Consider the following 20,950-nt stretch of genomic DNA (forward strand, 5'->3'; position numbering starts at 1 on the left):
GTCACCCTGTGTAGGAGCTGCCGAAGGCTGCGATCTTAAAAAGCAAAATCAAAAGATCGCAGCCTTCGGCAGCTCCTACATAGAGCATCTTGCGCAGATAGATAGCTTGTTCACTGTTTCGATTTGCTCAATTGCGAGTCACTTCTATATTGAGGGGGTGCTCATCAATTCTTGCCTTCTGTCGAGCTTTGCCTATGGCGACGAGTGAACAACTGATTATCTGCGAGCACTGTGATTGTGTGTACGAGAAAGCCACGCTTTCCAAACACCAGAAAACCTTTTGCATCCGCTGTGGCGGCGTGCTTCAGCGCTATAACGGCCTGACGGTGGAACAGCGACTCGCCTTGACCTTCACGGCCCTGATGCTGTGGATTTTCGCCAATTTCTATCCGGTCATGAGCATCAGCCTCAAAGGCCTGAAAAACAGCGCGACGCTGTGGGACTCGGTATTGGCCCTGAGCCTGGGGCCGATCACCTTTATCGCGCTGGTGGCGGCCATCGCCATGATCATCGCGCCGATTTTCCAACTGATGCTGCTGATCTGGGTCCTGGGCTTCGCCCTCGGCCACCGTCGCTGCCCAGGGTTCAAGTTCTGCATGCGCTGGCTGGAGTCCCTGCGCCCCTGGAGCATGCTGGAAGTCTGCCTGCTGGGCGCGATGGTCGCAGTGATCAAGCTGGCCGGCTTGCTCGATGTGCTCCCCGGCATCGGCCTGTTTGCCCTGGCCGTGCTCAGCCTGATGATGATCCGTATCGCCGGCCGCGATATCCGTGAGCTATGGGACATCCTATGACAACGCCTCCAGTAGCCGACGACCTCAACCTGTGCCTGTGCCACAGCTGCGGGCTGGCCTGCGATATGACCCATGCCCCCCACGAATGCGAGCGTTGCGGCGCCCCGCTGCATCGGCGCAAGACTGACTCGCTCAAGCGCACCTGGGCGTACATGATCACGGCCCTGGTGTTTTACATTCCCGCCAATCTGCTGCCAGTGATGAACACCAAGATGCTCGGCAACGGTGCCGACAGCACGATCATGAGCGGCGTGCTGGAGTTCTGGCAGCACGGTGCCTGGGACATCGCCCTGATCATTTTTATTGCCAGTATCGCCGTGCCGGGCATCAAGTTCGTGGCGATCACACTGCTCTTGGTCACGGTGCAGCGCGACAGTCTGTGGGCGCAAAAGGAGCGTTCCAAGCTATACCGCTTCGTCGAGGTGATCGGCTACTGGTCGATGCTCGATGTGGTCGTGGTCGCCATGGTGGCCTCGCTGGTGAAATTTCAGGCTCTGGCCGACATCGAGCCACGGGCGGGCATTCTGTTTTTTGGTCTGGTAGTGGTGTTCACCATGCTGTCAGCGATGAGTTTCGACCCGCGCCTGATTTGGGATAGAGCAGGCAACGCCCCACACAATGAGGAGGTCACGGATGCAGTCACCAACCACTAACGGGCCGCACGCTCCTGGGCAGGCCCCGGTCAAGACCCGTCGTTTTGGGGTTTCTCTGGTGTGGATCGTACCGATCGTCGCGGTACTGGTGGGGCTTTCGCTGGTGGTCCACAGCCTCCTGCAGGAAGGGCCGACCATCACCATCAACTTCAAGACCGGCGATGGCCTGGTCGCCAACAAGACTGAGGTCAAATACCGCAGCGTGGTCATCGGTCAAGTCACGGAAGTGGACCTGAGCGATGACCAAAAAAGCGTCAACGCCACCATCAAACTGGCCAAACAGGCTGAAAGCTTTACCCGCGAAGACTCCAAGTTCTGGGTCGTCAGGCCGCGTATTGGTGCCGGTGGCGTATCGGGCATCGACACCCTGCTGTCCGGCGACTACATCGGCGCCGATGCCGGGCAGGCCAATGGTCGCGCGAAGAACTTCAAGGGCCTGGAAAACCCGCCGGCGATCACCTACGGCGAACCAGGCAAGCGTTTCACCCTGCACACTCAGGACCTGGGTTCACTGGACATCGGGTCGCCGGTCTACTACCGCAAGATTCCCGTGGGCCAAGTGGTCGCCTATGCCCTGGACCCCGACGGCAAAGGGGTGAACATCGATCTGTTCGTTCACTCGCCCAACGATGCCTATGTCACCGAGAACACCCGTTTCTGGAATGCCAGCGGCGTTGATTTGAACGTGGGTGCCAATGGCTTTTCGGTGAAGACCGAGTCCTTGTCGTCGATTCTGGTCGGCGGCATCGCATTCCGCGCACCTGAATTCAGCCCTGGCGACAAGCCCGCACCGGAAGAATATGCCTTTGAGTTGTTCGAAGATCAGCAAACTGCCCTCGCCCCGCCCAACGGCAAGCCTCAGTACCTGGCGTTGCGCTTCGAACAGGCAATGCGCGGTCTGAAGGTCGATGCGCCGGTAGAGTTCCTCGGCGTGGAAATCGGCAAGGTGGTGTCGGTCAATCTCGACTTCGATGTGAAAAAACGCAGTTTTCCGGTCAACGTCGGTATCGTGATCTACCCGCAGCGCCTGGGACAGGCACACGTGAAGATGCTTGAAGTGCTCAGGCATGACCCTAGCGATGAAGCCGCTGCCGTGCGGATCATAGGCTCCTTCATCGAAAACGGCCTGCGCGCCCAGGCTCGCACCGGCAACCTGCTGACCGGTCAACTCTATGTCGCTCTGGACTTCTTCCCGAAAGCGGAAAAGGTCGTGTTCGATCCAAACGCCCGGCCTGTCATGATTCCGACCGTTCCCGGCAGCCTCGAACAGTTGCAGGAAAAACTCGAAGCGATGGTTACCAAGATCAACCAACTGCCAATCGAACGAATCGCCGGCAATCTGGACGGCAACCTCGTCGAAATGCGCAAGACCCTGGGGCAATTCAATGCCAAGACCCTGCCGGGTGTGCAGAACACGCTGACCGACGTCAGCAAGACCCTGCAATCGGCCAATTCAACGCTGCAATCGGCCACGTCGACCCTGGCCGACGACTCGCCACAACGGGAAAAACTGGGCCAGACCCTCGACGAGTTGGGACGCACATCCCGCGCCCTGCGTGACCTCGCGGACTATCTGGGTCGCCATCCGGAATCCCTGATACGCGGTCGCCCAGACAATGCCGCGCCCATGGACCTGCAAGGGCCGCCAAGCAAATGACCACAGGAGCATCACTCATGGCCTTATCGCTGAAAGTTGCGTTGATTGCTGCGCTGTCTTTGCTCGCCGCATGCCGCAGCGATCCGATTCAATTTCATACCCTGACGCCGGCCCAGTTGAGCGGCAGTACAAGGAGCACGGCAGATATCCACATCGAACTGCTGACGGTTCCTCCCCAGGTCGATCGCCCGCAGATTGTCGTGCGCCAGGGTAATACCGGCATGGCGATCCTCGAGACCGAGTGGTGGGGGGCCAGCCTGGTGGATGAACTGCGCAGTGCTCTGCAAGATCAGATGGTCAACAACAACCCGCAACACAAGGTTTCTGTACGCCTTGAGGTACAGCGCTTCGATTCAATTCCCGGGCAGTACGGATTGATCGATGTGAAATGGCGGCTGCGCAGCGACGAAAGCGTCAAAATGTCTTGCCGCAGCACACTACAGACTCGCTCCGGACCGTCCATCGATGAACTGGTGGCGGCGCAGCAGACCAACGTCAAACAGTTGGCCGCACTGATCAGCAAGGCGGCCACAAGCACCCAGTCGGTTTGCCCCTCCTCGTAAGAGCGAGCCTGCTTGCGATGGACACCAACGACAACGCGACCTGCCTGAAGGGTCGCGTTGTCCACGCGTTTTCGCGATTTGAAATGCTTCCCCTGTAGGCGCAGAGCGTGCTCGCGATGGTCGTCAACGATAACGCGCCCTGCCCTGAACGGTCGCGTTGCCCATGCGTTTTCGCGATTTGAAATGCTTCCCCCTGTAGGAGCAGAGCTTGCTCGCGATAGCAGTGGTAGCGCTGGCATCCATGTTGGTTGTGCCATCGTCATCGCGAGCAAGCTCTGCTCCTACAGGGGGAGAATTACAGTAAAAGATAAGAATTACCAATAACCAACTAAGTAACTGGCAAAAAGCCTCTTACGCTTTTTTCACATCGATTTCACCCCGCCAACATCCACACAACTTTAGTGTGCCCGCCAATACAGCAATCAATTTAGTTGCACTGAAAACCATCAGTACAACTTTGCTTCAGCGGGTGGAAACCTTGTTTAACTCATCAACCGGCCTCGGCAAGGCGCCACGACTGTTCAAGTTGCTGATTCCCATTTTCGGCGCCCTGGCGGTAACGGCGTTGGTGACAGGCTTTGTAATGTGGCCACGCTCTCCCGTCAGCCTGGTTAACGCTCAACCCTCGCTCAAGGCTCAAATGCTAAAGGGGTGGGATGCCGGCGAGATGGTGGTATTGGTTCGCCATACCGAGCGTTGCGACCAATCCAGTAATCCATGCCTGGGGCCGGAAGACGGCATTACCAAAGTGGGCAGTGATGCCGCGCAGGTCGTCGGTCAAGGCCTGACACGCCTGGGGATGGAACAGGCCGACGTGTTGAGCAGCCCGCTTACCCGCACCACACAAACCGCGCGTTACATGTTTGGTAAAGATGCCCAAACGCAACAGTGGCTGGTTGACTGTGGCACCACTTGGCGTAACGACATCGTGGCGCACAAGCGAGTCCATCGAAATCTGGTGCTGGTAACCCATAGCGGTTGCATCAAAGACTTCGAAGCCATGAGCGGTTTCAGGCATGCAGCGAAAAGTAAGTACGGCAGTTCGCTGTTTGTTCATGTTGATAACAATGGACAACTTCAAGTGTTGGGCATTGTGAATACCGAAGACTGGCGCACGCTGTCTAACTAATAACGTTGGAACCCCCATCAAGACATTACTTCTGAGCCAAGGCTGACTCATGACGTCAAATACCTCCCTGCCTGATTGTGTGACCCCATTGAACCCTGCCCCCCAAAACCGAATTTCAGTTGCAGAGCGCTGGGCCGTGCTTGGCCTTTTGGCGGCATTTGTTGCGTTCTACCTCTTGCCGCTCATGAGTCATGGGCTGTGGATCCCCGACGAAACCCGTTATGCGCAAATAAGTCAGGAAATGCTCCTGAGCGGTAACTGGATCTCGCCACACTTCATGGGCATTCGTTACTTCGAAAAACCCATTGCCGGTTACTGGATGATTGCCCTGGGTCAGGCCGTGTTCGGGGACAACCTGTTCGGCGTGCGCATTGCGTCGGCACTGAGTACCGGCCTCAGTGTCTGTCTGGCTTACCTGATTGCTCGCCGATTCTGGAATGATCCGCGCAAGAGCTTTGCCGGCGCGTTGCTTTACATGAGCTTTGGGTTGATCGCCGGTCAGGCCGGATATTCCAACCTCGATCCGCAATTCACGTTTTGGGTCAACCTGAGTTTGGTCGCGCTCTGGTTTGCCCTCGACAGTCGCAGTACCCGCGGACGGCTGCTGGCCTGGGCCCTGCTGGGCGTGGCCTGCGGCATGGGGTTCATGACCAAGGGCTTTCTCGCCTGGCTGTTGCCCGCCTTGATCGCCCTGCCCTTTATGATTTGGCAGCGGCGCGTCAAGGAGTTGCTGCGTCATGGTCCGCTGGCGGTGGCTGTCGCGGTCGTGATCTGCCTGCCCTGGGCGCTGGCGATCCATCGACAGGAGCCCGACTTCTGGAATTTCTTCTTCTGGAATGAGCACGTACGCCGCTTTGCCTCCGACGATGCACAACATGCCCGTCCCTGGTGGTTCTACCTGCCGATGCTGGTCGTTTCCAGCCTGCCGTGGGCGGCGTTGCTACCCAAGACGTTTATCCAGTCCTGGCGAAACAGGCGTCTGCCGGTCTTCGGCTTTCTGCTGCTCTGGTTCCTGCTGCCCCTGATTGTTTTCAGTCTGAGCAGTGGCAAGTTGCCAACATACATCATGCCCTGCCTGTTACCCCTGGCGTTGCTGATGGGGCACACCGTAACGCAGCTATTGAGCGAGGCGCGCAGCAGGACGTTTCGTGTCAACGGCGTGCTCAACGTGGTGATCGCCAGCGTCGCGCTGATTGCCTTGCTGTATCTGCAAACACGCAGGGAGATTTACGAAAACACCGAAATGTTCACCTTGTCGCTAGCCTTAATCGTGCTGGTCGGCTGGATCATCGCCAACGCTTTGCAAATTCTGCGGCCACTGGAGCTTTGGGCCACCCCCGCCCTTGGCATCGGGTTGCTGGTAGCGCTATTGCCCGCCGCCATGCCGAGTCAGATTGTCGCAAGTAAAATGCCCGACCGCTTCATCGCTGAGCACCTGGACGAGTTGAACCAGACCACATCGCTGCTGAGCAATGATCTGGGGGCCGCATCGGCGCTGTCCTGGCTGACAAGGCGGCCGCAAGTGGATCTCTACAACATCATCGGCGAACTCAAATACGGGCTCGAAGACCCGGCCATGGCATCGCGCAAGGTGACCAAGGAAACGGTCGGGAGCTGGATGGCCGAGGCGCGCAAAAAAGGCTCGGTCGGCGTCGTCATGCGGGTTAACAGTGCCGACGAGTTCCAGGAAGTGGAGCTACTGCCCATCGACGGCAAACGTTATCAGCGCGGCAATCTGCAAGTACTGATTTTTCCGCAAAGCCAGCCCTGAAAGCCCTTTCAAAAAAAACCGGGAGGTTGAGCAAACCCCCCGGTTTTTTCAATGACAGGAATTAACTGTTTTTTTGACGTTTTTTTCTCATTTCGCGCTCTACATTCGCCCGCCTTAAACATGCAAATGATTCCTATTGTTCTACACTCATCTGCGTCGAATCTGCCTGCTCAATTAAAAAAAACTGGAGCTGCCACAGCATGATTGTCCGAGTCCCGTCTTTCCTGAAAAAAGCCCTGCTGGCCACCGCTCTTTTGAGTGCCGGTCATGTTTATGCAGCCGATGGCGTCGGCATCGTGGTGTATAACGCGCAACACGAAGGCCTGACCAAGGCCTGGGTTGAAGGCTTCACTCAGGAAACCGGTATTCCGGTCACTTTGCGTAATGGCGATGACACCGAGATGGGCAACCAGCTCGTGCAGGAAGGCGCCGCCTCGCCGGCGGATGTGTTCCTGACCGAAAACTCGCCTTCCATGGTCCTGGTCGATAACGCCGGTCTGTTCGCACCGGTCGACAAGGCCACCCTGGCACAAGTCGATTCCGCCTACCGCCCGGCCCACGGCAAATGGGTGGGGATCGCCGCACGTTCGACGGTATTCGTCTACAACCCCAGCAAGTTGACTGAATCGCAACTGCCCAAATCGATCATGGACCTCGCCGACCCGTCCTGGAAAGGTCGCTGGGCCGCCTCGCCAGGCGGGGCCGACTTCCAGGCCATCGTGGCCGCGATGCTCGAACAGAAAGGCGAAGCTGCGACCCTGGACTGGCTCAAGGCAATGAAAACCAACTTCAGCCCCTACCGCGGTAATAGTTCGGTGCTCAAGGCGGTGAACGCCGGGCAGATCGAAGGTGGCGTGATCTATCACTATTACAGCCTGGTCGATCAGTCCAAGACCGGCGAGAACAGCAAAAACACCAAGTTGTATTACTTCAAGCACAAGGATCCAGGTGCGTTTGTCAGCATTTCCGGTGGCGGCGTTCTGGCCTCCAGCAAACATCAGGAACAAGCCCAGGCGTTCCTGAAATGGATCACCGGCAAGGAAGGCCAGGCGGTGCTCAGGGACGGCAAATCGTTTGAATATGCCGTGGGCAAAGACGCCCAATCCAACCCCAAACTGGTGCCTTTGCAGCAGCTCGATGCGCCGACCGTCGATGCTTCGAAACTCGACAGCAAAAAAGCCGTGGAGCTGATGACTCAGGCGGGACTGCTCTAATTGATGCCTGAATCCCTACCGGCGGCTGTCGCGGATGCGACACCCGCCAACCTGCGTCGACGATCTCGCGGCCGGTTCGCGAGCCGTGGCGGCGCGTGGGTGACCAGCCTGTCGGTGCTGGTTTCATTACTGGCGCTGTTGCCCATCGCTTTTGTCATCGGCGTTTACCTCGATACGGGCTGGAGCAAGGTAGTACCGCTGCTTTTCCGGCCACGGGTCGGTGAACTGGTGGTCAACACCCTGATGCTGGCAATCATTACCGTGCCGTTGTGCATTGTTCTGGGCGTCACTCTGGCATGGCTCACCGAACGCACCAATCTGCCCGGACGGCGTGGCTGGTCGTTGCTGGCGACCGCGCCGCTGGCGGTGCCGGCTTTCGTGCACAGTTATGCCTGGGTCAGCCTGGTACCGCCGATTCACGGGCTGTTCGCCGGGGTCCTCGTCTCGGTCATCGCCTACTTCCCGTTCCTGTACCTGCCGGTTGCCGCGACCTTACGTCGACTCGACCCGGCCATCGAAGATGTCGCCGAGTCCATGGGGCTCAAGCCCTGGGCAGTGTTTTTCCGGGTGGTGCTGCCGCAATTGCGCCTGGCCATCTGCGGCGGCGCCTTGCTGGTGGGCCTGCATTTGCTGGCTGAGTACGGCCTGTACGCGATGATCCGCTTCGACACGTTCACCACGGCCATCTTCGATCAGTTCAAATCCACCTTCAACGGGCCTGCTGCCAATCTGCTGGCCGGCGTGTTGGCGCTGTTCTGCCTGGTGATGCTGACCGCCGAATCCGCCGCCCGTGGCCATGCACGCTATGCCCGCGTCGGCTCAGGCAGCGCCCGTGAGCAGCGCGTGGTCAGCCTTAACCGACCGATAACACTGCTCGCCCTGGCCTTGCAGATGGCCACCTGTGCCTTGGCGTTGGGTGTGCCTTTGATCACCCTGGGCAAATGGCTGATTGCCGGCGGCCTTGAGGTCTGGGATTTATCCGAGCTGTTGCCGGCACTGGAGCAAACCCTGCTGTTCGGCGTGGCGGGCGCGGTGCTGACCACCTGCGCCGCCATTCCGATTGCCTGGCTGTCGATTCGCTCACCGGGCCGACTGCAACGGATGCTGGAAAGCTGCAACTACATCACCAGTTCCTTGCCGGGAATCGTTGTCGCCCTGGCGTTGGTCACCGCGACCATCCATTTCGCCCGGCCGATCTACCAGACCACAATCACCGTGCTGCTGGCGTATCTGTTGATGTTCCTGCCTCGCGCGCTGGTGAGCCTGCGTGCCGGTATCGCCCAGGCTCCGGTGGAACTGGAAAACATGGCGCGCAGTTTAGGTCGTTCTCCCGCACGAGCCCTGTGGCTGATCACCCTGCGCTTGGCGGCGCCGGGGGCTGCGGCAGGCGCCGCGCTGGTGTTCCTGGCGATCACCAACGAACTGACCGCGACCCTGTTGCTTGCCCCTAACGGCACACGCACGCTGGCCACCGGTTTTTGGGCCCTGACCAGCGAAATCGATTACGCCGCTGCGGCACCCTACGCCCTGATGATGATTGTGCTGTCGCTTCCGCTGACCGGAATCCTTTATCACCAATCCAAAAAAACGGCTGGCCGATGAACGCTCTAGAACTGCATTCACTCTCCAAAACCTACGGCACGCAAAAAGCCCTGGAAAACGTCAGCCTGTCGGTACCCACCGGCAGCCGCACCGTGATTGTCGGCCCGTCCGGATCAGGCAAGACCACCCTGCTGCGGATGATCGCCGGTTTCGAATTCCCCGATTCCGGACGCCTGTCGCTCAACGGCCAGACTCTGGTCGACAGCACTCACGAGGTGCCGGCGCATCAACGTCTAATCGGCTATGTACCTCAAGACGGCGCGCTGTTCCCGCACATGACCGTGGCAGCCAACATCGGCTTTGGCCTGGCGACCAAGGGCAGCGAAAAGCAGGAGCGCGTGGCGGAGCTGATGGACAGCGTGGCTCTGGATGCCCGCATGGCCGAGCGCTGGCCTCACGAATTGTCCGGCGGCCAACAGCAGCGTGTGGCCCTGGCCCGCGCCCTCGCCCAGCAGCCGCGATTGATGTTGCTGGACGAGCCGTTTTCGGCGCTCGATACCGGCCTGCGCGCCAATATGCGCAAGCTGGTGGCGCGCTTGCTGGCTGAAACCGGGGTGACCACCATCCTGGTGACTCATGACCAGAGCGAGGCGTTGTCCTTCGCCGATCAACTGGCGGTGATGCGCCAGGGGCGTCTGGTGCAGTCAGGCCATCCGCTTGACCTTTACCGCTACCCTGACGATGTCCAGACCGCACTGTTTCTGGGCGACGCCGTGGTCATGCCCGCCCGCATCGAAGCGGGCTGGGCCCACTGTGACCTGGGCCGAATCCCGGTTAATAATCACCGCAACAACAGCGCCGCCCAGATCATGTTGCGCCCTGAGCAATTGCAACTGGCCAGTGTCCTGCCCCACACGGCAGAAGTCTTGGGCTGCCGCGCCGTGGTCACCGAGCGGGACTTCAGTGGCAACACCTGCACCCTGACGGTGGAATTGCAGTCTTCGGCCTCCGGCGAGCAGTCGGGCCGATCTTTGCTGGTGCGCAGCTCGGGCATGTACGCGCCACCAGCCGGCAGCGCGGTTCACGTATCCACCATCGGCCATGCCCACGTGCTGGGAGAGGCATAACTTAAACATTGCCTCGTACGCAAAACCCTGTAGGAGCGAGCATGCTCGCGATGGACGTCAACGATAACGCGGGCTGTCTGAATGACCGTATTGCTCAAACGTTCTTCGCGAGCAAGCTCTGCTCCTACAGGGGAACGCATTTCAAATTGTAGGAGCGAGCATGCTCGCGAAGAGCGCATGGATAACGCGATCCTTCAGTCAGGGCGCGTCATCGTTAACGACCATCGCGAGCAAGCTCTGCTCCTACACAGGGGAACGTATTTCAAATTGTAGGAGCGATGCTTGCTCGCGATGGAGAGCAACGATAACGCCGGTTACCAGAATGCCCGCGGTGTCATGGTGCTTTTCGCGAGCAAGCATCGCGCCTGCAAGAGTCAAGATCAAAGATCGAAACGATCCACCGCCCGCCTGCGCTCGTTGTCATCGCGCACATCGTAGTTGGCGGTGGTCTGGATGTTGCTGTGGTGGGCCAGTTTCTGCGCAATCGACAGGTCATGCTCCTCGATCACCCGAGTGATGAACGAACGACGGAAGTCATGGGGCATGATTTTCACCCCCACCTGTGCGCCGCGCTGCCGGGCGATGTAATAGATCGCGTGCTTGGTGATGCGCTCACGGGTGATGTGACTGCCACGGCGAATGCGGTTGAACAGAAAGGTATCGTCCACCTCGCCTTCCTTGAGCTGTGAGCGGCGCAACTCCAGCCAGGCATCGAGTTTGGCAAAGGCCCAGGCCGGGGCGTACTTGATCAATTGTTTGTTGCCCTTGGCCGTGACCAGCAAACTGCGCTCGGTGAAATCGACCTGATTCAGGTCCAGGTTCACCGATTCCGACTTGCGCATCCCCGAGCCGTACAGGATCCCGATAATCGCGGCATCACGCAGGCCCTGGGGCCGTGGATCGGCGGCACAGACCTCCATCAGTTCCTGAATCAACGTGCGGCGAAGATTGCGCCCCTGGGACAGTCGGGTGCCGGCAATGCCCTTGACCGAGCGCATCTTTAGCAAGTGCTCCTGGCTGATCAGGCTCATGCGCCAGGCTTCGTTCATCACACCGCGTACCGCGTTGACGTACAGCGACGAGGTGTTGGGGGCATAACCGTCGGCGCGTAAGGTGGCCACCAACGCAATCACATCCTCGGGTTGTAACTCATGCCAGGGAATTTCTTCGATGTTCAAGTCTTCGAAGCCCAGGCGGTCGGCGGCATCCTGCAGCACGTAGCGCATGGTCAGTTGGCTCGATGGCGCCAAGCGTGCCAGGTACACCGTTAGTGGGTTGGTGCTTGAAGTGGGTGAATCAGCAATGGGTAAGTCAATCAAACGAAACAGCCTTAAGTAAAAACAATTCGGTAGACAACTAAGAGATAAAAGGTGGTAGATATATGGCGGTACTTCCGCAGGACACTTCCGTGATGAGCGACGATAAACGGAAGAAGTCTGAACAGCCGCTTAATGGCCTTCAGATAAACGATTCACTTACTGTTTTTTGATGTTTCTTTCACAAAATTCGGCCTAACCTCATAGGGTTACGACGCGCCTTGATGTATTCTCAACCTGCCGTCCATGACAGAAAAAGTCAATCCAGGCTGTCCCTCGACTCTTCCGACTAACTCGTTGAAACGGCTTCACATTCGTGGTCTACAATGATATTGGATCCATTATTTCAGCCTCTGGGGCTACTTTCCTTTGAGCATTGAGGTGTGCATGAGTCAGGCGTTTCTCCCCTTCTCCCGCCCGAGTATCGGCGATGAAGAAATTGCCGCGGTCGAGCAAGTTCTGCGCTCGGGCTGGATTACTACCGGCCCGAAAAACCAGGCACTGGAAGAACACTTCGCGAACTATATCGGATGCCGCCATGCCGTCGCACTGTCTTCGGCGACGGGCGGTATGCACATCACCCTGTTGGCACTCGGTATCGGTCCCGGCGATGAAGTCATCACCCCTTCACAGACCTGGGTATCCACCGGCAACATGATTTGCCTGCTGGGGGCCACACCGGTTTTCGTCGATGTAGACCGCGACACGCTGATGAGCGACGTGGCGAGTATCGAAGCGGCGATCACTCCGCGTACCAAGGCAATCATTCCGGTGCATTACGCCGGTGCGGCGTTCGATCTCGATCCGCTGTACGCACTGGCCGACAAACATGGCATCGCGGTGATCGAAGACGCTGCCCACGCCGCCGGCACCCGTTACAAGGGTCGCCACGTCGGCAGCCAGGGCACGGCGATTTTCTCGTTCCACGCCATCAAGAACATGACCTGCGCCGAAGGCGCGATGTTCGTCACCGACGACGAGGCCCTGGCCTCTCGGGTGCGCATGCTCAAGTTCCACGGCCTGGGCGTCGACGCCTACGACCGCATGACCCATGGGCGCAAACCCCAAGCCCAGGTGATAGAGCCCGGCTTCAAGTACAACCTGGCGGATATCAATGCCGCTATCGCCCTGGTGCAATTGGAGCGACTGGACGAAATCAACGCCAAACGCACGCAATTGGCAAACACTTACCTGCAACGGCTGGAAGGTTTGCCTGTTCAGCCCCTGGCCGTTCCGAGCTACGCCCAACAGCACGCCTGGCACCTGTTCATCCTGCGTATCGACCCCGAACGCTGCGGTCTGGACCGTGAAGCCCTCATGAAAGCCCTGCAGGAGCAGAATATCGGCACTGGGATTCACTTCATCGCCACGCACCTGCACACTTACTATCGCCAACGCTTCCCCGACGTTCACCTGCCCAACACGGAATGGAACTCGGCGCGACTGTGTTCGATTCCGTTGTTCCCCGACATGACCACCGATGACGTCGAACGCGTCGTCGGCGCCATTGAAAACTGCCTGGACAAACGCCCGTGAGACCTTACCCGATTAACTTCGTATCGATCGTGATACCGGTCTACAACGAACAAGCCAGCCTGCCGGAACTGCTGCGCCGCACAGAGGCGGCCTGCCAGCAATTGCACCATCCCTACGAGATCGTGCTGGTCGACGACGGCAGCCGCGATGACTCTGCCCACCTTCTGGAACAAGCCGCGTCCCGCCCGGACAGCCCGGTGGTGGCGGTCATTCTCAACCGCAACTACGGCCAACACGCCGCGATCATGGCCGGTTTCGAGCAGTCCAAGGGCGACGTGGTCATCACCCTCGACGCCGACCTGCAAAACCCGCCCGAGGAAATTCCACGACTGGTTGCGCAAGCTGAGCTTGGCTACGACGTGGTTGCCACCGTGCGCAACAACCGTCAGGACTCTGCCCTGCGCCGCTGGCCGTCGAAACTGATCAACCTCGCCGTGCAGCGCTCCACAGGTGTGGCCATGACTGACTACGGCTGCATGTTGCGCGCCTATCGCCGCACCATCGTCGACGCGATGCTCGCCTGCCGGGAGCGCAGCACCTTCATCCCGATCCTGGCCAACAGCTTCGCCCGACACACCACGGAAATCCTCGTGACCCACGCCGAACGCGAACACGGCGAGTCCAAATACAGCCCCATGCGCCTGGTCAACCTGATGTTCGACCTGGTCACCTGCATGACCACCACGCCGCTGCGATTGCTGAGCATCGTCGGCTTCAGCATGGCGGCCCTCGGCGTGCTGTTTGCCACCGCGCTGATCCTCCTGCGCCTGGTGTTCGGCGCCAGTTGGGCCGGTGACGGTACGTTCGTGTTGTTCGCGGTGCTGTTCGTGTTCACCGGCGGGCAATTTATCGGCATGGGCCTGTTGGGCGAATACCTGGGACGCATGTACAGCGATGTCCGCGCCCGCCCACGTTTCTTTGTCGAAAAAGTGCTGCGCAGCCAGCCCGCCTCCCCTGCTTCCGTGGCCACCGTCGATGGCCTTGTTTCCACCTCTTCAGATCAGGTTCACTCATGAGTTCAAAAGCAGTTGTCTTCGCCTATCACGACATCGGCTGTGCCGGTATCGAATCCCTGCTCAAGGCCGGCTACGAAATCGCGGCCGTCTTTACCCATGCTGATGATCCAAAAGAGAACGCGTTCTACGGGTCCGTAGCGCAGCTGTGTGCACGACATGGCATTGCCGTGCACGCTCCGGAAGATGCCAACCATCCACTGTGGGTCGAGCGCATTGCCAAGCTGCAACCTGACTTCATCTTCTCCTTCTACTACCGCAATCTGCTGAGCGAACCGCTGCTGGCGACCGCCAGCAAAGGCGCGTTCAACCTGCACGGTTCCCTGCTGCCCCGCTACCGGGGTCGCGCTCCGGCGAACTGGGTATTGGTCAACGGCGAAACCGAGACCGGCGTGACCCTGCACCGTATGGTCAAGCGCGCCGACGCCGGCGCCATCGTGGCCCAGCAGCGCGTAGCGATCGAGCGCAGTGACACCGCGCTGACACTGCACGGCAAACTGCGGGCAGCCGCCGCTGACCTGCTGCAGGACACCTTGCCTGCGCTGGCACAAGGCAAAATCAGCGAAACCCCACAGGACGAATCCAAAGCCACGGTGTTTGGTCGACGCACGCCGGCCGACGGCAAGCTGGTCTGGGGCCAGCCGGCGGAAAAACTGTTCAACCTGGTCCGCGCCGTGACCCAGCCGTATCCGGGCGCATTCTGCGCGGTGGGCGAACACAAGCTGATCGTCTGGAGCGCCGAAGTCGTCAAGGGCAACGAAGGCCAGGCACCGGGCCGTGTGATCAGCGTCGATCCGCTGCGCATCGCCTGCGGCGAAGACTCGTTGGTGATCAACGCCGGTCAGCGCAACGATAACGGCTTGTATCTGAGCGGCCCACAACTGGCCAATGAACTGGGGTTGGTGGACGGTTCCTTGCTGCGCGGTGCTGAATCCGGTCGCGCCCCGCGTCGTACCCGCGTACTGATCCTCGGCGTCAACGGCTTCATCGGCAATCACTTGTCCGAACGCCTGTTGCGCGATGACCGCTATGAAGTCTATGGCCTGGACATCGGCTCGGACGCCATCGATCGCCTGCGCAGCCACCCCAACTTCCACTTTGTCGAAGGCGACATCAGCATCCACTCCGAATGGATTGAATACCACATCAAGAAGTGCGACGTGGTCCTGCCGCTGGTGGCGATCGCCACGCCGATCGAGTACACGCGCAATCCGCTGCGGGTGTTCGAGCTGGACTTTGAAGAAAACCTGAAACTGGTGCGCTACTGCGTCAAGTACAACAAGCGGGTGATCTTCCCGTCGACTTCGGAAGTCTATGGCATGTGCCAAGACAACAATTTCGATGAAGACAACTCCAACCTGATCGTTGGCCCGATCAACAAGCAGCGCTGGATCTACTCGACGTCCAAACAATTGCTCGACCGCGTGATCTGGGCCTACGGCCAGAAAGGCCTTAACTTCACCCTGTTCCGCCCGTTCAACTGGATGGGACCTCGCCTGGACCGACTGGATTCGGCACGCATCGGCAGTTCCCGCGCCATTACCCAACTGATTCTCAATCTGGTGGAAGGCACGCCGATCCGCCTGTTCGATGGCGGCGAGCAAAAACGCTGCTTCACCGACATTGCCGACGGCGTCGAAGCCCTGGCGCGGATCATCGATAACGACAACGACATCTGCAACGGCCAGATCATCAACATCGGCAACCCGGACAACGAGGCCAGCATCCGCCAGTTGGGCGAGGAGCTGTTGCGTCAGTTCGAAGCGCATCCACTGCGTTCCAACTTCCCACCGTTCGCCGGTTTCCGCGACGTGGAAAGCAAGGCGTTCTATGGCGGCGGCTATCAGGATGTCTCCCACCGCAAGCCAAGCATCGCCAATGCCAAACGCTTGTTGGGCTGGGAGCCGACCGTGGAAATGCGCGAGACCATCGGCAATACCCTGGACTTCTTCTTGCGTGAAGCGATGCTCGAAATAGCGGATAAGCGCTAATGCAGGCAGGCCTTCGTATCGATGTCGACACTTATCGAGGCACCCGTGAGGGGGTGCCCCGTCTGTTGGATCTGCTGGATGAAGCTCAGGTCAAGGCAACGTTTTTCTTCAGTGTCGGCCCAGACAACATGGGCCGGCATTTGTGGCGCCTGATCCGCCCGCAATTTCTCTGGAAAATGCTCCGTTCCAACGCTGCCGGCCTTTATGGCTGGGACATTTTGCTGGCCGGCACCGCCTGGCCTGGCAAACCCATTGGCCAGGACCTGGGGCATCTGATGCGCCGGGCCCGGGCCGCCGGGCACGAAGTCGGCCTGCATGCCTGGGATCACCATGGCTGGCAGGCCAATGCCGGTCGCTGGAGTCAAGCGCAACTGATCGAGCAGATCCGTCAAGGCGTCGACACGCTGCACGACATTCTGGGCGAGCACGTCACGTGCTCGGCCGTTGCCGGCTGGCGTGCGGACGAGCGTGTCATTGAGGCCAAGCAAGCCTTCGGCTTTCGTTACAACAGCGATTGCCGGGGGCACAGCCTGTTCCGGCCGATCCTGGCCGATGGCCGACCCGGTGTGCCGCAAATACCGGTGGACCTGCCGACGTTTGATGAAGTGGTCGGCCCGAACGTTGCCGCCAAGGATTTCAACGCCTTCATCCTCGACCGATTCGCCCCCGAAAAACTTAACGTCTACACGATTCATGCCGAAGTAGAAGGGATTCTGATGGCCAACGATTTTCGTCAACTGCTGGCTGATGCACGCCAGCGAGACATTGCTTTTAAACCCTTGGGTGATCTGCTGCCCGAGGTGCTCGACAGCCTGCCTGGCGGTCGCGTGATACGTGGCGCTCTGGACGGCCGTGAAGGCTGGCTGGGAGTGCAAGGCGCATGAGCAGACGCTGGGCATTGCCCTTATTGCTCGCGATCATGGCGCTGGCATACCTGCTGCCATTGGGCACCCATGGCCTGTGGATTCCCGACGAAACCCGCTATGCCCAGATCAGCCAGGAGATGCTCCTGAGTGGCAACTGGGTATCGCCACACTTCATGGAGGTGCGCTATTTCGAAAAACCGGCTGCCGGTTACTGGATGATTGCCCTCGGTCAGGCACTGTTCGGGCAGAACCTGTTCGGCGTGCGTTTCGCCTCGGCGCTGAGTACCGGTTTGAGCGTCTTGCTGTGCTACTTCGTTGCCCGGCGCATGTGGAACGACCCGCTCAAGAGTTTCGCCTGTGCGTTGCTGTACATGAGCCTCACCGTGATCGCCGGTGCGGCCGGTTATGCCAACCTCGATCCGCAATTCACCTTCTGGGTCAACCTGAGCCTGGTGGCCCTGTGGTTTGCGCTGGACAGCGTCGACCGTAGACAGCGCCTGATCGGCTGGGCTGTGTTGGGCCTGGCCTGTGGCATGGGGTTCATGACCAAGGGCTTTCTCGCCTGGCTGCTGCCAGTGCTGATTGCCCTGCCCTGGGTGCTTTGGCAAAAACGCTGGCGTGAGTTACTGATTTACGGTCCTCTGGCGATCGTCGTGGCCATCGCCGTCAGCCTGCCATGGGTCTTGGCGGTGCATGTCCAGGAACCCGACTACTGGCGTTTCTTCTTCTGGCACGAACACATCCGCCGCTTCGCCGGCGACGATGCGCAACATGACGCACCCTGGTGGTATTACCTGCCGTTGTTGGTTGGGTTCAGCCTGCCATGGGTTGCATTACTGCCACCGGCGCTGAAACAGGCCTGGCAAACCCGTCGTCAGGGCAACATCGCGTTCCTGCTGTTGTGGTTGTTGATGCCGCTGCTGTTTTTCAGCATCAGCAAAGGCAAATTGCCCAGTTACATCCTGCCGTGCCTGTTGCCCTTGGCCCTGCTGCTGGGGCATGCCCTGACCGATCGTTTGAAAACGGAACAAGGTCGCACACTGCGCGTCAATGGCCTGCTGAACCTGTCGCTGGGCTTGATCATCTTGCTGGCCCTGGTCTACCTGCAACTGAAAAAGCCGCTGTACGACCATGAGCTGCACAACTTGGTGCTGGTGTTCATCGGCCTGACGGGCTGGATCATGGCCAACCTGCTGCAAGCCTTCCGACCACTGCAATGCTGGGCCGCTCCGGCGTTCGGCAGCCTGCTGCTGATCGGTCTGGTACCGGCCGGGTTGCCCAACTCGGTCGTTGCTAACAAAACACCCGATCAATTCATCCTCGAACACGCCTCGGAACTTGGCCAGACTAACCGGTTGCTCAGCAACGACCTCGGCGCTGCATCGGCCCTGGCCTGGCGTATGCAACGTCCGGAGGTGGCGTTCTACAATACGATTGGCGAGTTGAAATATGGCCTTGCCTATCCGGACTCGTTACATCAGCGCGTCGATCCAAAACAGATCCAGCAGTGGATGCAAGACGCCCGCCAGCTAGGGTCGGTGGGTGTAGTGATGCGGGTCAAGGGCGACGAAGAGCTGCGCGAACTTGAACAGCTGCCCAAGGAAGGCAAGCGCTATGAACAAGGCAACATGGTAATTCTGATCATTCCGCAGGCGGCGCCATGAGCCTGCTTCTGTTGCTGACCGCCTGCCTGTTCACCTGCCTGGGCCAGATCGCCCAGAAATACGCGGTGGAAAGCTGGCGCGGCCGGGTCTGCGGCTGGGGCGAGAAATTGCGTTCCCCTTGGCTATGGCTCGCGCTGGCGGCCTTGGGACTCGGCCTGCTGGTGTGGTTGCTGGTGTTGCAACGCCTGGAAGTGAGCATCGCCTACCCGATGCTGAGCCTCAATTTTGTGCTGATTACTCTGGTTGCCCGCTTCGTATTCCGCGAACACATCGACCAGCGTCACTGGCTGGGCGTTGCCCTGGTGATCGGTGGCGTGGCCTTGCTGGGGCAACACGCATGAACGCCCGTCATGGCATTACCTTCGCGTTGGGCAGTGTGCTGCTGGTCAGCGCTGCCCAATTGGGCATGCGCTGGAGCATGAGCCGTCTGCCGTCGCCCGAGCACTGGCTGGGTGCCGACATCCCACTCGGCCCACTGGCCGTGGTGCTGGGTGCGATCCTCGCCTATGCCCTGTCGATGCTCTGCTGGCTCATGGCCCTGCGCGATCTGCCCCTCGGTCGCGCCTACTCGTTGCTGAGCATCAGTTACGCACTGGTGTACCTGGCGGCTGCCAGCCTGCCGCTGTTTCACGAAGATTTCAGTTTGTCGAAAAGCCTTGGAGTGGCTCTGGTCATCCTCGGCGTCATCACCATTAACTCTCGACCGGTTCACGCAGTTGAACCCAGGAGTACCCCATGAAAATTAGTGTATTTGGTAGTGGTTATGTTGGTCTGGTCCAGGCCGCCGTCCTGGCTGAAGTCGGCCATGACGTGGTGTGCATGGACATCGACCAGAAAAAAGTCGAGCTGCTGCAACAGGGCCACGTCAGTATTTTCGAGCCAGGACTGGCCGCCTTGGTGCGTGAAGGCCTGGACGGCAAACGGTTGCAGTTCACCAGCGACGAAAAGCTTGCCGTGCAACACGGCCAGGTGTTGTTCATCGCGGTCGGCACGCCCTCACGAGAAGACGGTTCGGCCGATCTGCGTTACGTGCTGTCGGTAGGTGACGCCGTGGCGCGGCACCGCGAACAGCCGGTGATCCTGGTTGAAAAATCCACCGTACCGGTAGGCACCGGTGATACGTTGCGCGAACACATCGACAAGTCCCTGACCAAAGCCGGGCGCGTGTTGCAGTTCGATATCGTCTCGAACCCCGAATTTCTCAAGGAAGGCTCGGCCGTCGCCGATTGCCGACGTCCGGACCGCATTATCATTGGCTGCGAACGCGATGAGGTACGCGACGTAATGCGTGATCTCTACGCGCCGTTCAACCGCAACCATGACCGCGTCATGTTCATGGATCTGCGCAGCGCCGAACTGACCAAGTATGCCGCCAACTGCATGCTGGCGACCAAGATCAGCTTCATCAACCAGATGGCCGAATTGGCCGAGCACCTAGGTGCCGACATCGAATCGGTACGCCTGGGCATCGGCGCCGACTCGCGCATCGGTTATCACTTCATCTACCCCGGTTGCGGCTATGGTGGCTCGTGCTTCCCCAAAGACATGCGCGCCCTGATCCACAGCGCCGAAGAGGCTCATTGCTCCAACGACCTGCTCAAAGCGGTTGAAGCGATCAACCAGCGGCAGAAACAGAAACTGTTCGAACGCATCAACGCATTTTACAAGGGCGACTTGAACGGCAAGACCTTTGCCCTGTGGGGCCTGGCGTTCAAACCCAACACCGACGACATGCGCGATGCGCCGAGCCGGGTCCTGCTGGAGTCGCTCTGGGCCGCTGGCGCCAATGTGCGCGCGTTCGACCCGGAAGCCATGCAGGAAACCCAGAAGCTGTACCCCGATGAAACCAAACTGATGCTCATGGGCACGCCGGAATCGGTGTTGAACGGTGCCGACGCCCTGATCGTCTGCACCGAATGGCAGCAGTTCAAGGCGCCGGATTTCGACTTGATCCGCCAGCGACTCAATGCACCGGTGATCTTCGACGGCCGTAACCTCTACGATGCCGACCGCCTGGCTCGCGCCGGTTTCATGTACTTCCCGATGGGTCGTGGCGAGTCGCGCAAGTTGCCGATTCCCCATCAACAATGGCCCGCCGCGTCCGTGGTCGCTTAACC

At 59.4% G+C, this 20,950-nt stretch carries 18 protein-coding genes; 17 read left to right on the forward strand and 1 reads right to left on the reverse strand.

The features are described from left to right. Positions 1 to 194: 194 nt before the first annotated feature. The 9 genes from ABTV22_RS15035 (at position 195) to ABTV22_RS15075 (ending at position 10,447) form a co-directional block, all read left to right on the forward strand. Positions 195 to 791: a paraquat-inducible protein A gene (locus ABTV22_RS15035; RefSeq protein ID WP_433735303.1), complete on the forward strand. Its 597-nt coding sequence runs from the start codon at positions 195 to 197 to the stop codon at positions 789 to 791. Beyond that, positions 788 to 1,444: a paraquat-inducible protein A gene (locus ABTV22_RS15040; protein WP_433735304.1), complete on the forward strand. Its 657-nt coding sequence runs from the start codon at positions 788 to 790 to the stop codon at positions 1,442 to 1,444. The genes ABTV22_RS15035 and ABTV22_RS15040 overlap by 4 nt, the downstream gene beginning before the upstream one ends. Further along, positions 1,425 to 3,101 carry an intermembrane transport protein PqiB gene (locus ABTV22_RS15045; RefSeq protein ID WP_433735305.1) on the forward strand — a complete coding sequence of 559 codons (1,677 nt, stop codon included), beginning with the start codon at positions 1,425 to 1,427 and terminating at the stop codon, positions 3,099 to 3,101. Before ABTV22_RS15040 ends, ABTV22_RS15045 begins: the two co-directional genes overlap by 20 nt. Before the next feature lie 17 nt (positions 3,102 to 3,118). Beyond that, a complete protein-coding gene (locus ABTV22_RS15050) occupies positions 3,119 to 3,664 on the forward strand; it encodes a PqiC family protein (RefSeq protein WP_433735306.1) in 546 nt (181 codons plus the stop codon). A 583-nt stretch (positions 3,665 to 4,247) separates the two neighbouring features. After that, on the forward strand, positions 4,248 to 4,793 hold the full coding sequence (locus ABTV22_RS15055; protein WP_433741411.1) for a histidine phosphatase family protein: 546 nt from the start codon (positions 4,248 to 4,250) through the stop codon (positions 4,791 to 4,793). 49 nt (positions 4,794 to 4,842) lie between these two features. Next, positions 4,843 to 6,564: a lipid IV(A) 4-amino-4-deoxy-L-arabinosyltransferase gene (arnT, locus tag ABTV22_RS15060; protein WP_433735307.1), complete on the forward strand. Its 1,722-nt coding sequence runs from the start codon at positions 4,843 to 4,845 to the stop codon at positions 6,562 to 6,564. A 200-nt stretch (positions 6,565 to 6,764) separates the two neighbouring features. Further along, positions 6,765 to 7,778 (forward strand): iron ABC transporter substrate-binding protein, encoded by a 1,014-nt coding sequence (locus ABTV22_RS15065; protein ID WP_433735308.1) that lies wholly within the window; start codon positions 6,765 to 6,767, stop codon positions 7,776 to 7,778. Positions 7,779 to 7,781: 3 nt separating this feature from the next. Next, complete coding sequence (locus tag ABTV22_RS15070) at positions 7,782 to 9,380, forward strand: ABC transporter permease (RefSeq protein ID WP_433735309.1); 1,599 nt, start codon at positions 7,782 to 7,784, stop codon at positions 9,378 to 9,380. Further along, positions 9,377 to 10,447 (forward strand): ABC transporter ATP-binding protein, encoded by a 1,071-nt coding sequence (locus ABTV22_RS15075; protein ID WP_433735310.1) that lies wholly within the window; start codon positions 9,377 to 9,379, stop codon positions 10,445 to 10,447. Before ABTV22_RS15070 ends, ABTV22_RS15075 begins: the two co-directional genes overlap by 4 nt. A gap of 380 nt (positions 10,448 to 10,827) precedes the next feature. Here ABTV22_RS15075 and ABTV22_RS15080 read toward each other — a convergent pair whose 3' ends face one another. Next, positions 10,828 to 11,766: a site-specific integrase gene (locus ABTV22_RS15080; protein ID WP_433735311.1), complete on the reverse strand. Its 939-nt coding sequence runs from the start codon at positions 11,764 to 11,766 to the stop codon at positions 10,828 to 10,830. Positions 11,767 to 12,150: 384 nt separating this feature from the next. On the opposite strand from ABTV22_RS15080, the gene arnB reads away from it, so the two are divergent. The 8 genes from arnB to ABTV22_RS15120 are packed head-to-tail and all read left to right on the forward strand — an operon-like array spanning position 12,151 to position 20,948. Continuing rightward, positions 12,151 to 13,299: a UDP-4-amino-4-deoxy-L-arabinose aminotransferase gene (gene arnB, locus ABTV22_RS15085; RefSeq protein WP_433735312.1), complete on the forward strand. Its 1,149-nt coding sequence runs from the start codon at positions 12,151 to 12,153 to the stop codon at positions 13,297 to 13,299. Then, the gene (gene arnC, locus ABTV22_RS15090; RefSeq protein ID WP_433735313.1) at positions 13,296 to 14,315 is read left to right on the forward strand and encodes an undecaprenyl-phosphate 4-deoxy-4-formamido-L-arabinose transferase; all 1,020 of its coding nucleotides are present in this window, start codon (positions 13,296 to 13,298) and stop codon (positions 14,313 to 14,315) included. The genes arnB and arnC overlap by 4 nt, the downstream gene beginning before the upstream one ends. After that, positions 14,312 to 16,303: a bifunctional UDP-4-amino-4-deoxy-L-arabinose formyltransferase/UDP-glucuronic acid oxidase ArnA gene (arnA, locus tag ABTV22_RS15095; protein WP_433735314.1), complete on the forward strand. Its 1,992-nt coding sequence runs from the start codon at positions 14,312 to 14,314 to the stop codon at positions 16,301 to 16,303. The genes arnC and arnA overlap by 4 nt, the downstream gene beginning before the upstream one ends. Next, positions 16,303 to 17,187: a 4-deoxy-4-formamido-L-arabinose-phosphoundecaprenol deformylase gene (gene arnD / locus ABTV22_RS15100; RefSeq protein WP_433735315.1), complete on the forward strand. Its 885-nt coding sequence runs from the start codon at positions 16,303 to 16,305 to the stop codon at positions 17,185 to 17,187. The genes arnA and arnD overlap by 1 nt, the downstream gene beginning before the upstream one ends. Beyond that, positions 17,184 to 18,833 (forward strand): lipid IV(A) 4-amino-4-deoxy-L-arabinosyltransferase, encoded by a 1,650-nt coding sequence (gene arnT / locus ABTV22_RS15105; RefSeq protein ID WP_433735316.1) that lies wholly within the window; start codon positions 17,184 to 17,186, stop codon positions 18,831 to 18,833. Before arnD ends, arnT (ABTV22_RS15105) begins: the two co-directional genes overlap by 4 nt. Beyond that, a complete protein-coding gene (gene arnE / locus ABTV22_RS15110; protein ID WP_433735317.1) occupies positions 18,830 to 19,174 on the forward strand; it encodes a 4-amino-4-deoxy-L-arabinose-phosphoundecaprenol flippase subunit ArnE in 345 nt (114 codons plus the stop codon). Before arnT (ABTV22_RS15105) ends, arnE begins: the two co-directional genes overlap by 4 nt. After that, positions 19,171 to 19,572, forward strand: coding sequence for a 4-amino-4-deoxy-L-arabinose-phosphoundecaprenol flippase subunit ArnF (gene arnF / locus ABTV22_RS15115; protein WP_433735318.1), 402 nt, complete (start codon positions 19,171 to 19,173; stop codon positions 19,570 to 19,572). The genes arnE and arnF overlap by 4 nt, the downstream gene beginning before the upstream one ends. Continuing rightward, positions 19,569 to 20,948, forward strand: a complete 1,380-nt coding sequence (locus ABTV22_RS15120) for a UDP-glucose dehydrogenase family protein (RefSeq protein ID WP_433735319.1) — start codon at positions 19,569 to 19,571, stop codon at positions 20,946 to 20,948. Before arnF ends, ABTV22_RS15120 begins: the two co-directional genes overlap by 4 nt. Positions 20,949 to 20,950 lie beyond the last annotated feature (2 nt).

Origin of the sequence: Pseudomonas putida (genome assembly GCF_050990305.1) — a bacterium.
GTDB lineage: Bacteria > Pseudomonadota > Gammaproteobacteria > Pseudomonadales > Pseudomonadaceae > Aquipseudomonas > Aquipseudomonas putida_AH.

Excerpts from the sequence above, each read along its gene's own strand:
- ABTV22_RS15035 (WP_433735303.1), top strand. The coding sequence starts at position 195 with ATGGCGACGAGTGAACAACTGATTATCTGCGAGCACTGTGATTGTGTG.
- ABTV22_RS15040 (WP_433735304.1), top strand. The coding sequence starts at position 788 with ATGACAACGCCTCCAGTAGCCGACGACCTCAACCTGTGCCTGTGCCAC.
- ABTV22_RS15045 (WP_433735305.1), top strand. The coding sequence starts at position 1,425 with ATGCAGTCACCAACCACTAACGGGCCGCACGCTCCTGGGCAGGCCCCG.
- ABTV22_RS15050 (WP_433735306.1), top strand. The coding sequence starts at position 3,119 with ATGGCCTTATCGCTGAAAGTTGCGTTGATTGCTGCGCTGTCTTTGCTC.
- ABTV22_RS15055 (WP_433741411.1), top strand. The coding sequence starts at position 4,248 with ATGTGGCCACGCTCTCCCGTCAGCCTGGTTAACGCTCAACCCTCGCTC.
- arnT (WP_433735307.1), top strand. The coding sequence starts at position 4,843 with ATGACGTCAAATACCTCCCTGCCTGATTGTGTGACCCCATTGAACCCT.
- ABTV22_RS15065 (WP_433735308.1), top strand. The coding sequence starts at position 6,765 with ATGATTGTCCGAGTCCCGTCTTTCCTGAAAAAAGCCCTGCTGGCCACC.
- ABTV22_RS15070 (WP_433735309.1), top strand. The coding sequence starts at position 7,782 with ATGCCTGAATCCCTACCGGCGGCTGTCGCGGATGCGACACCCGCCAAC.
- ABTV22_RS15075 (WP_433735310.1), top strand. The coding sequence starts at position 9,377 with ATGAACGCTCTAGAACTGCATTCACTCTCCAAAACCTACGGCACGCAA.
- arnB (WP_433735312.1), top strand. The coding sequence starts at position 12,151 with ATGAGTCAGGCGTTTCTCCCCTTCTCCCGCCCGAGTATCGGCGATGAA.
- arnA (WP_433735314.1), top strand. The coding sequence starts at position 14,312 with ATGAGTTCAAAAGCAGTTGTCTTCGCCTATCACGACATCGGCTGTGCC.
- arnD (WP_433735315.1), top strand. The coding sequence starts at position 16,303 with ATGCAGGCAGGCCTTCGTATCGATGTCGACACTTATCGAGGCACCCGT.
- arnT (WP_433735316.1), top strand. The coding sequence starts at position 17,184 with ATGAGCAGACGCTGGGCATTGCCCTTATTGCTCGCGATCATGGCGCTG.
- arnE (WP_433735317.1), top strand. The coding sequence starts at position 18,830 with ATGAGCCTGCTTCTGTTGCTGACCGCCTGCCTGTTCACCTGCCTGGGC.
- arnF (WP_433735318.1), top strand. The coding sequence starts at position 19,171 with ATGAACGCCCGTCATGGCATTACCTTCGCGTTGGGCAGTGTGCTGCTG.
- ABTV22_RS15120 (WP_433735319.1), top strand. The coding sequence starts at position 19,569 with ATGAAAATTAGTGTATTTGGTAGTGGTTATGTTGGTCTGGTCCAGGCC.